The sequence below is a fragment of the Thalassovita taeanensis genome (genome assembly GCF_900110775.1).
GTDB classification, from domain to species: Bacteria; Pseudomonadota; Alphaproteobacteria; order Rhodobacterales; family Rhodobacteraceae; genus Litorimicrobium; species Litorimicrobium taeanense.
On record NZ_FOEP01000003.1, the window covers coordinates 215,247 to 230,979 of the forward strand.

The window sequence follows — 15,733 nt, forward strand, 5'->3', positions numbered from 1 at the left end:
CCGCCCCCCGGAGTATTTTTATCAGAAAGAAACGGGGGCTTGGGATGAGCCTTAAGCCGCGGATCGTGCAGCAGGCGTTGGCCGAGGGGTTTGATGCCTGTCGGATCTGCCGTCCGTGGGATGTGCCGGATGTGCCCGAACGATTGGGTCAGTTTCTGGCTGCGGGGCGGCACGGGCAGATGGGCTGGATGGCCGAGCGTGTGGCGTGGCGCGGCAATCCGGCGGCACTGTGGCCCGAGGCGCGGTCGGTGATCATGCTGGCGGAGAGTTACACGCCCGCGCATGATCCGCTGGCGGTTTTGCAGCAGCGCGATCGCGGGGCGATTTCGGTCTATGCGCAGAACCGCGATTATCATGATCTGGTCAAGAAGCGGCTGAAGCGGCTGGCGCGGTGGTTGATTGCCGAGGCAGGCGGCGAGGTGAAGGTGTTTGTGGACACCGCACCGGTGCCGGAAAAGCCGCTGGGGCAGGCCGCCGGGCTGGGGTGGCAGGGCAAGCATACCAATCTGGTGAGCCGGGGTTTGGGGAGCTGGTTTTTCCTGGGCTCGGTGTTTACGACGCTGGAGTTGCCGGAGGACACGGCGGAGGCGGATCATTGCGGATCGTGCCGGAATTGTCTGGATATTTGTCCGACGGGGGCGTTTCCGGCGCCGTATCAGTTGGATGCGCGGCGCTGCATTTCCTATTTGACGATCGAGCATCACGGGCCGGTGGACGAGAGTTTGCGGGCGTTGATGGGCAACCGGATTTACGGCTGCGACGATTGTCTGGCGGTGTGCCCGTGGAACAAGTTCGCGGTCGAGGCACGCGAGCTGCGGTATCACGCGCGCGAGGCGTTGTTGGCGCCGCGGTTGGCCGAGTTGGCGGGGCTGGATGATGCCGGGTTTCGTGCGTTTTTCTCGGGCAGCCCAATCAAGCGCATCGGGCGGGACCGGTTTGTGCGCAATGTACTGTATGCGATTGGAAACTCGGGTGATCCGGGGTTGGTGGTGGTGGCGCAGGGGTTGATCGAGGATGCGGATGCGACGGTGGTTGATGCGGCGAAATGGGCGGTGGAACGGTTGCAGAATACCGCAAATGGGCCGGAATAGGCTCTGATTTATGCCAAGCTAGGCACGGCGGAACAGGAGAAGCGGATGGCGATGCTGTTGGGGGTGGATACGGGCGGGACCTTCACCGATGCGGTTTTGATCCGGGATGAGGTCGAGGTCATGGCCAGCGCCAAGGCGCTGACGACGCGGCAGGATCTGGCGATCGGAATTGGCGAGGCGGTGCGGCGGGTGCTGGCCGAGGCGGGGATCGCGCCGCAGGACGTGGCGCTGGCGTCGCTGTCGACCACCTTGGCGACGAATGCGCTGGTTGAGGGGCAGGGCGGGCGTGTGGGGCTGGTCTATGTCGGGTTTGATGCGCGGGATCTGGAGCGGCATGGGCTGACCGAGGCGCTGAAGGGCGATCCGGTGGCGGTGCTGGCGGGCGGGCACAGCCATGCGGGTGGCGAGGCGGCGGCGCTGGATCTGGAGGCACTTTCGGCATGGTTAGACACTGTCGAGGGGATTTCCGGTTTTGCCGTAGCGGCGCAGTTTGCGACGCGCAACCCGGCGCATGAGCTGGCGGTGGCAGAGGTGATCCGGGCGCGGACCGGGCGGCCAGTGTCGTGTTCGCATCATCTGTCGGCGCGGTTGAACGGGCCGAAGCGGGCGCTGACGGCGGTGCTGAATGCGCGGCTGATCGGGTTGACGCATCGGTTGATCGGGCGGGCCGAGGATGTGCTGACCGAGATCGGGGTGACGGCGCCCTTGATGGTGGTGCGCGGTGATGGGGCGCTGATTTCGGCTGAGATGGCCAAAGACCGCCCGATAGAGACGATTTTGAGCGGTCCGGCGGCGAGTATTGTCGGGGCGCGGTGGCTGACAGGGGCGCAAGAGGCCCTGGTGTCCGACATCGGCGGGACGACGACGGATGTGGCAGTGCTGCGTGGTGGGCGGCCTGCGATTGATCCGGCGGGCGCGCAGGTGGGGCCGTATCGGACCATGGTCGAGGCGGTGGCGATGCGGACGACGGGCCTGGGTGGTGACAGCGAGGTGCATTTCATCAGCGAAGGGTTGCAGGGGGGTGTGACGCTGGGGCCGCGGCGCTTGCTGCCGGTGAGCCTGTTGGCGGCCAGCGCGCCGGAGGTGGTGCATGGGGCGCTGGAAGCGCAGCTGCGCAGCGCGGTGCCGGGTGAGCATGACGGGCGGTTTGTGCGTGCGGTGGAGGGGGTCGATGCGGGCGGGCTGAGCGCGCGGGATCAGGCTCTGTTACAGCGGATTGGGGTCGATGTGCACCCGCTGGGCACCGTGCTGAAGGCGCAGGTTGATGTGCAGGCATTGCAGCGTCTGGTAGGGCGCGGGCTGGTGCAGGTGGCGGGGCTCACGCCCTCGGACGCGAGCCATGTTCTGGGCGGGTTGGACCGGTGGGACAGGGCGGCTGCGGAAAAGGCGATGCTGCTGTTTGGCCGCAGGCGCACTGGAGCAGGGGAGGTTCTGGCGCGCGATCCGCTGATGATGGCGCAGATGATCGTGGACCGGCTGACAGAGCAGACCAGTTTGGCCTTGTTAGAGACTGCTTTTGCCGAGGAGGATGAGAGTTTCGGCCTGCCGCCTGAGGAACTGGCGCGGCATGTGTTGATGCGCCGGGGGCTGGCGGGGCACCAGGGGCTGATCCGGCTGGAGGCGGGCCTGAATGTGCCGGTGATCGGGTTGGGCGCCTCGGCCCTGAGCTATTATCCAGCGGTGGGGGAGCGGTTGCGGTGCGAGATGATCCTGCCGAAACATGGCGGTGTGGCCAATGCGATTGGCGCGGTTGTGGGGCGGGTGTCGATGCGGCGCACCGGCAGCGTGACCAGCCCCAGCGAGGGCAAATACCGGGTGCATCTGGAGACCGGGCCAGAGGATTTCGCCAGTTCCGAGGATGCGATGGAGCGGCTGGAGGCGGCGTTGCGGATGGTGGTGCGGGCTGAGGCGTTGGCCTCAGGCGCGGAGGACATTCACATTCACGCCACGCGTGACATTCGGATGGCGCGGGTCGAGGCGCGCGAGGTATTTCTGGAGGCAGAGATCACGGTCGAAGCCTCGGGGCGGCCCAGGATTGCGGATTAGGGGCGATCACGCCTGCGCCATCGGGTGAAACACAGGTTTGATTTTCGCCAGAATGCGCCATGTTAGGGCAGGAAACAGGATGAGAGGCGCGATATGCCGAAATACGAGAAAAACCCCGATGTGGTGGCCACTTTGACGCCCGAGCAATTCTGGGTCACGCAGGAAAGCGGGACCGAGCGGGCGGGAAGCGGCAAATACCTCAAGACCAAAGAGGCGGGGATTTATGTCGACGTGGTCAGCGGCGAGCCGCTGTTTGCGTCGTCTGATAAATACGAGAGTGGCTGTGGCTGGCCCAGCTTTACCAAACCGATCGAACCCGCGCATGTGGCCGAGTTGCGCGATACCACGCACGGAATGGTGCGGGTCGAGGTGCGATCAACCCATGGCGACAGTCATTTGGGGCATGTGTTCCCGGATGGGCCGCGTGATCGGGGCGGGCTGCGGTATTGCATCAACTCGGCGTCTTTGCGGTTTGTCGCGCGCGCGGACATGGAGGCCGAAGGATATGGTGCCTATCTTGATCAGGTGGAGGATATTTGATGGCTGAAGAACGTGCGGTTCTGGCGGGTGGGTGTTTCTGGGGCATGCAGGATCTGATCCGCAGGTTGCCCGGCGTGTTGCGCACCCGCGTGGGGTATACCGGCGGCGATGTGCCGAACGCGACCTATCGCAACCATGGCACCCATGCCGAGGGGATCGAGATCATTTTCGACCCGGACAAGACCACGTACCGGCGGGTGCTGGAGGTGTTTTTTCAGATCCATGACCCGACAACGTTGAACCGGCAGGGGAATGATCTGGGTCTGTCGTACCGATCCGCGATCTATTACGCGGATGAGGCGCAGAAGGCCGAGGCCGAAGAAACCATTGCCGACGTGAATGCCAGCGGGTTGTGGCCGGGGCGGGTTGTGACCGAGGTCGAGCCCGTGGGCGCGTTCTGGGAGGCGGAGCCGGAGCATCAGGATTATCTGGAGCGGCTGCCGAATGGGTATACCTGCCATTTCGTGCGGCCCGATTGGGTGCTGCCGCAGCGAAAATAGGCTTGGGCCTTGGCTGAGATGGTGGAAAAGGAAGCGGGCGCCCGGTCAGGGGCGCCCGTTTTGGTCTGGATCAGAAGCGGTAGTTGACCTTGACCTGAGCCGTGGTTGCTTCGGCGTCGACGCCGGAGCCGTTGAAGTCGTCAAACTGGTGGTAGAGGACTTCGCCACCGACCGTGACTTTTTCGGTCAGTTTGTGCTCGTAACCGACGCCTGCGAAATAACCGGTGTCATCACCAGCAACATCGGTGAAGGCCTTGGCCGCACCGGCGGTACCATAGAGCAGGCCGTTGCCAAAGTCATAACCGACGCGCACCTTCAGGCGGGCGAGGTTGTCGGCCTTGACGCCGCCGAGTTCGACATCGGTCCAGTCGTAGTCAAGACCGGCACCGACGACCCAGTCGCCGAAGTCATAGTCATAACCCAGTACCAGACCGCCAATTGCGCCGTCACCATCGACGCTTGCGGCACCGGAGGTCGAGACATCGGCGTAGCCGAGTTCCACACCACCATACACGCCGGTCCAGTCACCTGTGACGCGCGCAGGCGCGGGGGCGACGATAACGGGTTCTGCGGGCGGAGGCGTCATTGTGCCGGCCATTGCCGGAGCTGCGAGGCTGGCGGTGCCGAGGACGGCAAATGCGATCGTTTTCACTGACATTTCCATTTTCCTTTTCGTTGTGGCGGGCCCGGTTGCCGGGCCTTCATGCATTCAACGATTGAAACGTAATTTCTGTTCCATCCTTTTTTAGTGCGGCAGAAACGCATCGGCCAAACTTGGCTGATTTCGGCGCAGGCATCGGCCAAGTTTAGCTGAAGACGCTGGCGTATGTTTCGCGCAGGGCCTTTTTCTGAACCTTTCCCATGGTGTTACGGGGCAGTTCGGGCAGGAATAGGGTCTGTTTTGGTTGTTTGAATTTCGCCAGTTGGGTGGTGATCACATTTTCGATATCGGCCAGTGTCAGTGCGGGATTTTCGGGCACAACGACGGCGACGACGGCTTCGCCGAAATCGGGGTGCGGCACGCCGATCACCGCGCTTTCCAGAACGCCGGGAATGTCGTCGATCAGGCTTTCGATTTCCTTGGGATAGACGTTGAAGCCGCCGGTGATGATCAGATCCTTGGCGCGACCGACGATGGTGACATAGCCGTCACTGTCCTGAGTCGCGAGGTCGCCAGTGATGAACCAGCCATCGGGGCGCAGCTCTTCGGCGGTTTTTTCGGGCATCTGCCAGTAGCCTTGAAAGACGTTGGGGCCGCGCACTTCGATTACGCCGATCTTGCCGGGGGCGACGGGGTGGTCGCCCTCCATGATCCGCAGTTCGACGCCGGGCAGGGGCAGGCCCACGGTGCCCGCGCGGCGGTCGCCGGTATAGGGGTTCGAGGTGCTCATGTTGGTTTCGGTCATACCGTAACGCTCGAGGATGCGGTGGCCGGTGCGGGTCTGCCATTTCTCGTGGGTGTCGACCAGCAGCGGGGCCGAGCCAGAGATGAACAGCCGCATGTTTTTGGCGTGCTCGGGGGTCAGTCGGGGGCTTTCGAGCAGGCGGGTATAGAAGGTGGGCACGCCCATCAGGCTGGTGGCAGTTGGCATGGCGTCCAAGATGGCCTCGGGGTCGAACTTCGGCAGGAAGACGACAGATGCACCGGCCAGAAGCGCCACGTTGGTGGCCACGAACAGCCCGTGGGTGTGGAAGATCGGCAAGGCGTGGATCAGCACATCCTGATCGGTGAACTGCCACAGGTCACGCAGGGTTTCGGAATTGGAGGCCAGGTTGGCATGGCTGAGCATCGCGCCCTTGGAGCGGCCGGTGGTGCCCGAGGTGTAAAGGATCGCGGCCAGATCACTGCCATCGCGCGGCACGGGCTGAAAGCCGGGGTCGGCGGCGGGCAGATCGTCGGTCAGGCTGCCGTGGCCGGATTTATCGAGGGTGAACAGCGTGGCGGCACCAGCAAGCGGGGTGATTTCCGCAAGGCGCGCAGGATCGCAGACCACGATGGCAGGGGTGGCATCGGAGAGGAAATAGGCGACCTCGGGCCCGGTATAGGCGGTGTTGAGCGGCAGAAAGATGCCCCCCGCCAGCACGGTGCCGATATAGAGCTGTACCGCCTCGAGGGTCTTGTCCACCTGAACTGCGACGCGGTCGCCGGGGCGCAGGCCCGCGCCAAGCAGGCGCTGGGCGATCTGCTGTGCGCCGGTGAAAAGCTGCGCATAGGTCACGTCGGGCAGGCCGGGCCGCGTGGCAAAAACCTTGTCCGGTGTCGCTTCGGCGCCGAGGGACAGACGGGTGGCAAGGTAGTTGGTGGCAAACATGGCGGACCCCTTTGTAATGCTAAATGCGCAACTCGGTATCCTTGTGTGCGCATGGATTTTATCAAGATCAAGGGGGGCCGCGCGATTGACCTTTGCCGCGCGGCCCGTCAGCATCGTTCGGCACGACAGGGGAATGCGGATGCAGCCGGTTCGGGGAATATTACTGAAGCTCTGCTCGGTGCTTCTTTTCATCAGTATGTCAGCCTTGATCAAGGCGACCGCATCGCATGTGCCGCCCGGCGAGGCGGTGTTCTTCCGCTCGTTCTTTGCGATCCCGGTGATCTTTGTCTGGCTGTGGTTGCGGCGTGATCTGTCGACGGGGCTCAAGGTGGCCTCGCGCATGGGGCATTTCTGGCGTGGGTTTGTCGGGACGGCGGCGATGGGGTTGATGTTCGCCGGGCTTGGGCTGCTGCCGCTGCCAGAGGTGACGGCGATCGGTTACGCCGCGCCGCTGCTGACGGTCATTTTCGCGGCGATGTTTCTGGGTGAAGAGGTGCGGTTGTTCCGCATGGCCGCGGTTGCGCTGGGCATGGCCGGGGTGACGATCGTTCTGGCGCCGCGGTTGACCTTGCTGGCAAGCGAGACGGTGCAGACCACCGAAGCGCTGGGCGCGGTTCTGGTGCTGATGGGCGCGGTGTGCGCGGCATTGGCGCAGATCTATGTGCGCAAGCTGGTGCAGAGCGAACAGACCTCGGCGATCGTGTTCTATTTCTCGCTGACCTCGACCGGGTTGTCGTTGTTGACCCTGCCATTTGGCTGGGTGATCCCAGAAGCACGCGAAGCGTTGTTGCTGGTTGCGGCGGGAATTTTGGGGGGGATGGGGCAGATTTTCCTGACCTCGGCCTATCGGTTTGCCGGGGCGTCGGTGGTGGCGCCGTTCGACTATGCCTCGATGATATTTGCCATCGGGATCGGGTATTTCATTTTCGACGAGGTGCCGACGACGCAGATGTTGCTGGGGGCGTCTTTGGTGATTTCCGCCGGGGTTCTGATCATCTGGCGCGAGCACGCGCTTGGGTTGAGGCGCAGCAAGGCGCGCGCGGGCATGACCCCGCAGGGGTAACCTGTTTTCGGCGTGGTATCGCAGCCAGAGTCGAAAAATCAGCAGATATGCAATTTGCCCTGACATTACCAAAGGTAAGGTTGCTGCCGCAAGTTGACTCAGGTCAATGCCGCGCCGATGCTGCGCCTGCAAAGTGACGCATGCGGAACAGGTATCGTGGAGAACGGGATGAACTTCAAGACAGTGAAACGGGCCATGCCGCTTGTGATTATTGTTGCGGCGATCGGCGGATTCTTTCTTTGGGACAGCCTGAAGGCGGACGGCGTGCCAGCGGGGTTTGCTGCGGGAAACGGGCGGATTGAGGCGGTCGAGATCGACATTGCGGCCAAGACGCCGGGGCGAATTGCCAAAATCATGGTGGATGAGGGCGATTTTGTGGTCGCCGGGCAGGTTTTGGCGCGGGTGGACACAACTCAGCTTGAGGTGACACTGCGGCAGGCCGAAGCACAAAAGGCGCAGGCCGAGATTTCTGTTGAGACAGCCAAAATCACGATCCTGCAGCGCGAAGCCGAGAAACGTGCCGCCGAAGCCACTTTGGCACAGCGGCAGGCAACGCTGGATATGGTCGAGAAGCAGCTGGAGCGTTCGCAAAAGCTGGCGGCGAGCAACGCGCGTTCCGAGCAGGTTCTGGATTCCGATCGCGCGGCGGCACTGGGGGCCAAGGCCGCTTTCAGCGCAGGCGAAGCGGGGCTGGCGGCGTCTGAGGCGGCGATCCAGTCGGCAAAGGCGATGGTTGTACAGGCCGAGGCCGCCGTGATGGCGACGCAGGCCGCGATCGACAGCATCAAGGTACAGATCGACGACAGCACATTGGTCGCGCCGCGCGATGGCCGGGTGCAATATCTGGTCGCGCAAGAGGGCGAAATTGTCGGGGCGGGTGGCCGGATCATCAATCTGGTGGATCTGGGCGACGTTTACATGACCTTCTTCCTGCCAACCAGTCAGGCCGGACAGATCGGAATCGGGACCGATGTGCGGATCGTTCTGGATGCGGCCCCCGGCATAACGGTTCCGGCGAAAGTGTCGTTCGTTTCCGATGTGGCACAGTTCACGCCCAAGACGGTCGAGACCGAGATCGAGCGGGAAAAGCTGATGTTCCGGATCAAGGCGCAGATCGATAAGGCGTTGCTGCAGGAGTATATTCAACAGGTCAAAACCGGGTTGCCGGGGATGGCATATGTGCGGATGGACCCGCAGGCGCCTTGGCCTGCCGATCTTGAGGCGGCGTTGATCAAATGACCCAACAGATCGAGCCTGTTGCACGGCTGGAGGACGTCAGCCTGTCCTATAAGGCTGTTCGCGCGCTGGAGGCGGTGACGCTGGATGTCCCTGCGGGGCAGATGGTGGGGCTGATCGGGCCGGACGGGGTGGGCAAATCCAGCCTGTTGTCACTGTTGGCCGGGGCACGGGCCGTGCAAGAGGGCCGGGTGCATGTGCTGGGTGGCGATATGACCGCGCGCGAGCATCGCGACAAGGTCTGCCCGCAGATTGCCTATATGCCTCAGGGGCTGGGCAAGAACCTGTATCCGACGCTGTCGGTTTTCGAGAACGTTGATTTCTTTGCGCGGCTGTTTGGCCACAACCGAGCCGAGCGCGAGCGCCGGATTGCAGAGCTGCTGCTGGCGACGGGGCTGTCGCCTTTTGTCGATCGGCCGGCGGGCAAGCTGTCGGGCGGGATGAAGCAGAAGCTGGGCCTGTGCTGCGCACTGATCCATGACCCCGATCTGTTGATTTTGGACGAGCCGACAACCGGTGTGGACCCGCTGTCGCGGCGGCAATTCTGGGACTTGATCGAACGGATACGCGCCGCCCGGCCGGGGATGAGCGTGATCGTCGCGACCGCCTATATGGAAGAAGCCGCGCGCTTTGATTGGCTGGTGGCGATGGACGCCGGGCGCGTTCTGGCAACCGGCGCGCCGAAGGAGCTGCTTGAGCAAACCGGCGCGGCAAACCTGGACGCGGCCTTTATCGCGCTGCTGCCCGAGGAAGAGCGGGCGGAGCACCACCAGGTGATCATTCCACCCCGAGCGCATCAGGCGGATGCGGGGTATGTCATCGAAGCCGAGGGGCTGACGCGGCAGTTTGGCGATTTCACTGCCGTCGAAAATGTCAGTTTTCAGATCGAGAAGGGCGAGATTTTCGGCTTTCTGGGCTCGAACGGCTGCGGCAAGACCACGACAATGAAGATGCTGACCGGCTTGTTGGTGGCGAGCGAAGGCAAGGCCCGGCTGTTTGGGCAGGGGTTGAACGCGGGCGACATCTCGATCCGGCGGCGGATCGGGTACATGAGCCAGGCGTTTTCGCTGTATACCGAACTGACGGTGCGGCAGAACTTGGAATTGCACGCCCGGCTGTTTGACATGGCGCCGGACACAATCGAGCCGCGCGTGGTCGAAATGGTCGAGCGGTTTGACCTGAACGAGGTGATCGACAGCTATCCTGGCGCGTTGCCTTTGGGGATCCGGCAACGGCTGTCGCTGGCCGTGGCAATGGTGCATGGACCCGATATTCTGATTTTGGACGAGCCGACCAGCGGTGTGGACCCGGTGGCGCGGGATGCGTTCTGGAGCATCCTGTCAGATCTATCGCGCAAGGATGGGGTGACGATTTTCGTTTCGACCCACTTCATGAACGAGGCACAGCGCTGTGACCGGATTTCGCTGATGCACGCGGGCAAGGTTCTGGTCAGCGCCGCGCCGCAGGCGATCGTGGAGGAGCGCGGGGTAAAGACGCTGGAAGACGCGTTCATCTCGTATCTGGAAGAGGCGATCGGCGACGAGCCCGAGCCTGATGCAGCCGCGCCTGTGGTCGAGGCCACGGCGCAGCACCAGAAAAAGCGCGGATACTTCAGTTTGCGGCGGATGCTCAGTTATAGCCAGCGCGAGTCGCTGGAGCTGCGACGGGATCCAATTCGCGGGATATTGGCGACGCTGGGCAGTGTTCTGCTGATGTTTGTGGTGGGGTATGGCATCAATATGGATGTCGAGGACCTGACCTTTGCGGTGCTGGACGAAGATCAGACGGTGATAAGCCGGGACTATGTGGCGCAGATTTCGGGCTCGCGCTATTTCATCGAACAAGAGCCGATCAAGGATTATGACGACCTGGATCGCAGGATGCGCACCGGTGAGTTGAGCCTTGCGATCGAGATCCCGAGCGGATTTGCCCGAAATCTGGAGAGAGGTCGCCCGGTCGAGATCGGCGCCTGGATCGACGGCGCAATGCCGATGCGCGCCGAGACGGTCAGCGGGTATGTGCAGGGTATTCACGCCTGGTGGATGACCGAGCGGATGCGCGAGACGTTTGGCGATGCCGCAGTGGCGGGGGCGTATTCGCTGGAAACGCGGTTCCGGTACAATCCCGACGTTGCCAGTCTGGACGCGATGGTGCCTGCGGTTATTCCGATGCTTCTGGTGCTGATCCCAGCGATGCTGGCGGCGCTGAGCGTGGTGCGCGAGAAGGAGCTTGGCTCGATCGTGAACCTTTATGTGACACCGGTCACGCGGTTGGAATTCGTTTTGGGCAAGCAGTTGCCCTATATCGCGCTGGCGATGATGAACTTTGTGCTGTTGTTGGGGTTCGCGGTGTTGATATTTCGCGTGCCGGTCACCGGCAGCGTGACAACGCTGGCGTTTGCGGCATTGCTGTTTGTAACGGCGACGACGGGGATGGGGATGCTGATCTCGGCCTTCATGAACAGTCAGATCGCCGCGATCTTTGGTACTGCGCTTTTGACGCTGATCCCATCGGTACAGTATTCCGGCATGATAGACCCGGTTTCGTCGCTTGAGGGGTTTGGGGCGGTGATCGGGAATATCTATCCGGCGACCTATTTCGTGACGATCTCGCGCGGGACCTTTTCCAAGGCGCTGGAGTTTGCCGATCTTTGGCCGCAGTTGGTGCCGCTGTTGATCACAGGCCCAGTTTTGATTGTGTTGGCGGCGCTGTTCCTGCGCAAACAGGCGAGGTAGAGCGATGCGGCTGAAGACTATTCTGCATCTGGGTGTCAAGGAATTGCGCGGGCTGTTGCGGGATCCGATGCTGGCGGGGTTGATTGTCTATGCCTTTACGCTGTCGATCTATACTTCGGCCAATGCGGTGCCCGAGACGCTGAACAAGGCGACGATTGCCATCGTGGACGAGGATCGCTCGCCGGTTGTGCAGCGCGTCAGCGAAGCGTTTTATCTGCCCTATTTCAGCGCGCCGCGGCAGATCACCCGCGAAGAGATGGACGCGCGGATGGATGCGGGCAAAGATACCTTTGCGCTGAACTTTCCACCCAATTTTCAGGCGGATCTTCTGGCGGGGCGACAGCCGGTTGTTCAGCTGAACGTGGATGCGACGCGGATGGCGCAGGCGTTCAGCGGGGCGGGCTATATTCAGAATATCGTCTATACCGAGATCACGGCTTTTCTTGCGCGAAGCCAGCAGAGTGCGGCATCGCAGGTTGCGCTGACGATGCGGGCGCGGTTCAACCCTTCGATGAACCAGACGTGGTTTGGCGCCATTTCCAACGTCATCATGGCTGTGACCATGTTGTCGATTATCCTGACCGGTGCTGCGCTGATCCGCGAGCGCGAACATGGCACGGTGGAGCATTTGCTGGTGATGCCGGTGACGGCCGCCGAAATCATGGTCAGCAAGGTCTGGTCGATGGGTCTGGTGGTGCTGGCGGCGACGGCGTTTTCGCTGAGTGTGGTGGTGCAGGGGATGTTGCAAGTTCCGATCCCCGGTTCGTTGTCGTTGTTTTTGATGGGGGCTGCGCTGCATCTGTTCGCGACGACCTCGATGGGGATTTTTCTGGCGACGCTGACGGGGTCGATGCCGCAGTTCGGTTTGTTGCTGATGCTGGTGTTGTTGCCGTTGCAGGTGCTTTCGGGGTCAGTAACGCCGCGCGAAAGTATGCCCGAGATCATTCAGTTCATCATGCTGGCCGCGCCGAACACGCATTTCGGCATTCTGGCCGAGGCGGTTCTGTTTCGCGGGGCGGGGATGGCGGTGGTCTGGCCGCAGCTGTTGGCGTTGTTGGTCATCGGGTCGCTGCTGTTTATGTTCGCGCTGAACCGGTTCCGGGATTTTCTGCGCTGAGGCCAAGGGCTTGGGGGCTGGAGCCTCTGGCGGGGATATTTTGGGACATGTGAACGCTCAGAGGTCCTGCAGGGCCTTGAGGGCATAGGCAGGCCCCATTACGGCGCGGCGCAAGCGCCCCAGCGGGAAGCGCGGGGCAGGGGTTTGCAGGGCCGCCGGATACGGGTGGCGAGGCGGCTTGCCCTGTACAAGGTCCGCGAGCAGGGCACCGGTATAGGTGCCCATGGCGACGCCGTTGCCATGATAGGCAAAGCCCGCAAAGCTGTTCTGCATCCCCGGCACCGGGCCGCAATGTGGCACCAGGCTGGCGGTAAAGCAGACCATGCCGGACCAGTTGGCGGGGGTTTCAACGTGGCGCCATGCCGGGAACATCCGGTCGAAGTGCTGTCGGGTGAGCTGTTTCAGCGCGACATCAGAGGCCGGTGAGGATTGCAGCCCACCCCGCATGCCAAACAGGAAGCGGTTGTCGGGCATCAGGCGGAAATAATGCAGCAGGTTGCGGGTGTCATAGGCCATTTGCCGACTGGTCCAACCGGCGGCGTCAAGCTCGGTTGGGGTCAGGGGGCGGGTGACCAGCACGTTGGATTGCGCGGGCATATAGCGGGCGGCCAGCCAAGGGGGGGTGTCCTCGGACGAGTAGCCGTTGGTGGCAAAGATCAGGCGTTTGGCGCGGATCGTGGCGGTTGGGGTTGTGACCGTGTGCGGGGCGCCCTGTGCGATGTGTTGCGCCGGGCTGTGGCCGTGGATGCGGGCACCTGCGGCCTCGGCCGCGCTGAGCAGACCCGACAGGTATTTGCGCGGGTGCAGGCCAAAGCCGATCGGGATGGTCATACCGCCGTGGAACGGCCCGGCAAGGCCAAGGCCGGGCAGGTCGGATTGGCTGTGCAGGGTGGGGGCGGCGCCGTAGCTGGTGGTGATCTGATCGGCGTGGGCGCGCAGGTCGCGCATGGCGCGGGCGTTGTGCGCCAGAATGGTTTCGCCCTGCGAGTGGGTGTCGGCGTCGATTCCATGCTGGGTGAGCAAGTCGCCGACCAGCGTGACGGCGGCCCGTTCGGCCTGATGCCACCCTTGCGCGCCGGAAGGGCCAAAGCGCCTGTTCAGGGTCGAATCCGAGGCTTTGGTGCCGCCAAGGCAGCAAAAGCCGCCGTTGCGGCCCGATGCGCCCCAGCCGGGGAACTCGCTGTCGATCACGGTGACGGCGACGCCGTCTTGTGCCAGGTGCAGCGCGGCGGACAGGCCGGTGAACCCGGCGCCGATGATCAGCACATCGGTGCTGTGATCGCCCTCAAGCGCGGGGCGATCCAGCAGCGTGTCGGGCACGGCCTGCGACCAGTGACATGTGTCGAGCGGCGCAGGCCCGTAAGCGTGCGCGGGAAAAATATGTTTCATGATGTGCGCGCTGCGGCCTGTTCATCGCGTTGTTGCGCCACGGCGGCGCGTTTCGAAATGATCGAGGCCGAGATCACGCCGATGGACACAAGGCCGATCATGATGGTCGAAAGCGCGTTGATTTCAGGGCTGACGCCAAGGCGCACGGCCGAGAAGATCTTGATTGGCAGGGTGGTGGCCGAGGGGCCAGCGGTGAACGAGGCGATCACCAGATCATCCAGCGACAGGGTGAAGGCCAGCAGCCAGCCAGAGATCACGGCGGGTGCGATGATCGGCAGGGTGACGAGGCGGAACGCATCGAAGGCTGAGCAGCCAAGATCAAGCGCGGCCTCTTCCAGCGATTTATCGAAGCTGACGAGGCGCGATGAGACCACGACCGAGACATAGCACATGGCGAAGGTGGTATGGGCCAGAATGATGGTGAAAATCCCGCGGTCCAGCCCGATGCCGATGAACAGCAGCAGCAGCGACAGGCCGGTGATGACTTCGGGCATCACCAGCGGTGCATAGATCATGCCGGAAAACAGCGTGCGCCCGGCAAAGCGCCCGGCCCGGACCAGAACATAGGCGGCCATGGTGCCCAGCACCGTGGCGATGGTCGAACTGATCACGGCGACCTTGATCGTGACCCATGCGGCATCAAGAAAGGCCTGGTTTTGCAGCAGGGTGCCATACCATTTGGTCGAAAATCCGGCCCAGACCGTGACCAGTTTCGAGGCGTTGAAGCTGTAGATCACCAGAATGATCATCGGCAGGTACAGGAAGGCAAAGCCAAGGGTCAGCGAGGTGGCGTTGAACCATGTAAAGCGTCTCATTGGTCGGCCTCGCGGGCTTTTTGTTCGTTGCGCTGAAACAGGATGATCGGGATGATCAGGATCAGCAGCAAGATCACGGCAACGGCGCTGGCCACCGGCCAGTCACGGTTCGAGAAGAACTCTTCCCACAGGATCTTGCCGATCATCAGCGTGCCCGAGCCGCCCAGAAGCGAGGGGATCACGAACTCACCCAGCGCCGGGATGAACACAAGGAACGACCCGGCGATGATGCCACCCTTTGACAGCGGAATGGTGACCAGCCAGAAGGCCGAAAGCCGCGAGCAGCCGAGGTCTTCGGCGGCTTCCAGCAAAGAGATGTCGAGCTTTTCCAGCGCGGCATAGATCGGCAGGATCATGAACGGCAGATAGGTATAGACGATGCCGATATAGACCGCGATCTTGGTGTTGAGGATGATCAGCGGTTCGGAAATCAGCCCGGTCCACAGCAGAAACTGATTGAGAAACCCCTCGTTCGACAGGATGCCCATCCAAGAATAGACCCGGATCAGGAAGCTGGTCCAGAACGGCAGGATCACCAGCATCATCAGCGTCGGGCGCCATTCATCGGGGGCCTGCACCATGCCATAGGCGATGGGATAGCCGACAAGCAGCGTCAGCAGGGTCGAAATGCCGGCGATTTGCAGGCTGGAAAGATAGGCTTTCCAGTACAGGTCGTCTTCGGTCAGGAAGATGAAATTCTCGAAATCGAGTTTCGAGAAGAAATCTTTGATCGCGCTCCATCCGCCCGAGAAATCGAGGGTTGGTGTATAGGGCGGGATCGCCAGCGCGGTATCGCTGAGCGAGATTTTCAGCACGATCAGGAATGGCACCAGAAACAGCGCCAGAAGCCACAGATACGGAACCGCGATGAGGGTGAAGCGCCGCATGA

The 15,733-nt window shown here is 62.5% G+C and carries 13 protein-coding genes; 8 read left to right on the top strand and 5 right to left on the bottom strand.

Features of this window, described 5'->3' with window-relative positions; translation table 11 throughout:
- The first annotated feature begins 44 nt into the window (after positions 1–44).
- From queG to msrA, 4 genes are all read left to right on the top strand, one after another.
- On the top strand, positions 45–1,091 hold the full coding sequence (gene queG / locus BSF79_RS05770) for a tRNA epoxyqueuosine(34) reductase QueG (RefSeq protein WP_090268905.1): 1,047 nt from the start codon (positions 45–47) through the stop codon (positions 1,089–1,091).
- A gap of 45 nt (positions 1,092–1,136) precedes the next feature.
- A complete protein-coding gene (locus BSF79_RS05775; RefSeq protein WP_090268906.1) occupies positions 1,137–3,137 on the top strand; it encodes a hydantoinase/oxoprolinase N-terminal domain-containing protein in 2,001 nt (666 codons plus the stop codon).
- A 93-nt stretch (positions 3,138–3,230) separates the two neighbouring features.
- The gene (msrB, locus tag BSF79_RS05780; protein ID WP_090268907.1) at positions 3,231–3,677 is read left to right on the top strand and encodes a peptide-methionine (R)-S-oxide reductase MsrB; all 447 of its coding nucleotides are present in this window, start codon (positions 3,231–3,233) and stop codon (positions 3,675–3,677) included.
- Complete coding sequence (gene msrA / locus BSF79_RS05785; protein WP_090268908.1) at positions 3,677–4,177, top strand: peptide-methionine (S)-S-oxide reductase MsrA; 501 nt, start codon at positions 3,677–3,679, stop codon at positions 4,175–4,177. Before msrB ends, msrA begins: the two co-directional genes overlap by 1 nt.
- 70 nt (positions 4,178–4,247) lie before the next feature.
- On the opposite strand, the gene BSF79_RS05790 is transcribed toward msrA, so the two are convergent.
- Together BSF79_RS05790 and BSF79_RS05795 are read right to left on the bottom strand one after the other, a co-directional pair.
- Positions 4,248–4,835, bottom strand: a complete 588-nt coding sequence (locus BSF79_RS05790; protein WP_090269097.1) for an outer membrane protein — start codon at positions 4,833–4,835, stop codon at positions 4,248–4,250.
- 148 nt (positions 4,836–4,983) lie between these two features.
- Entirely contained in the window at positions 4,984–6,489 is a 1,506-nt protein-coding gene (locus BSF79_RS05795) for a malonate--CoA ligase (protein ID WP_090268909.1), read from the bottom strand.
- Between the two features lie 139 nt (positions 6,490–6,628).
- On the opposite strand from BSF79_RS05795, the gene BSF79_RS05800 reads away from it, so the two are divergent.
- The 4 genes from BSF79_RS05800 to BSF79_RS05815 all read left to right on the top strand — a co-directional run bounded on the left by BSF79_RS05800 (position 6,629) and on the right by BSF79_RS05815 (position 12,640).
- Positions 6,629–7,552, top strand: a complete 924-nt coding sequence (locus BSF79_RS05800; protein ID WP_090268910.1) for a DMT family transporter — start codon at positions 6,629–6,631, stop codon at positions 7,550–7,552.
- Between the two features lie 168 nt (positions 7,553–7,720).
- Positions 7,721–8,791 carry an HlyD family secretion protein gene (locus BSF79_RS05805; RefSeq protein ID WP_090269098.1) on the top strand — a complete coding sequence of 357 codons (1,071 nt, stop codon included), beginning with the start codon at positions 7,721–7,723 and terminating at the stop codon, positions 8,789–8,791.
- A complete protein-coding gene (gene rbbA, locus BSF79_RS05810; RefSeq protein ID WP_090268911.1) occupies positions 8,788–11,523 on the top strand; it encodes a ribosome-associated ATPase/putative transporter RbbA in 2,736 nt (911 codons plus the stop codon). The genes BSF79_RS05805 and rbbA overlap by 4 nt, the downstream gene beginning before the upstream one ends.
- A gap of 4 nt (positions 11,524–11,527) precedes the next feature.
- Positions 11,528–12,640, top strand: a complete 1,113-nt coding sequence (locus tag BSF79_RS05815) for an ABC transporter permease (RefSeq protein ID WP_090268912.1) — start codon at positions 11,528–11,530, stop codon at positions 12,638–12,640.
- A gap of 57 nt (positions 12,641–12,697) precedes the next feature.
- Here BSF79_RS05815 and BSF79_RS05820 read toward each other — a convergent pair whose 3' ends face one another.
- From BSF79_RS05820 to BSF79_RS05830, 3 genes are read right to left on the bottom strand one after another with little or no spacing between them, the layout of a single operon-like run.
- The gene (locus BSF79_RS05820; RefSeq protein ID WP_090268913.1) at positions 12,698–14,029 is read right to left on the bottom strand and encodes an NAD(P)/FAD-dependent oxidoreductase; all 1,332 of its coding nucleotides are present in this window, start codon (positions 14,027–14,029) and stop codon (positions 12,698–12,700) included.
- The gene (locus tag BSF79_RS05825; protein ID WP_090268914.1) at positions 14,026–14,844 is read right to left on the bottom strand and encodes an ABC transporter permease; all 819 of its coding nucleotides are present in this window, start codon (positions 14,842–14,844) and stop codon (positions 14,026–14,028) included. The genes BSF79_RS05820 and BSF79_RS05825 overlap by 4 nt, the downstream gene beginning before the upstream one ends.
- The gene (locus BSF79_RS05830; RefSeq protein ID WP_245776329.1) at positions 14,841–15,731 is read right to left on the bottom strand and encodes an ABC transporter permease subunit; all 891 of its coding nucleotides are present in this window, start codon (positions 15,729–15,731) and stop codon (positions 14,841–14,843) included. Before BSF79_RS05830 ends, BSF79_RS05825 begins: the two co-directional genes overlap by 4 nt.
- Positions 15,732–15,733 lie beyond the last annotated feature (2 nt).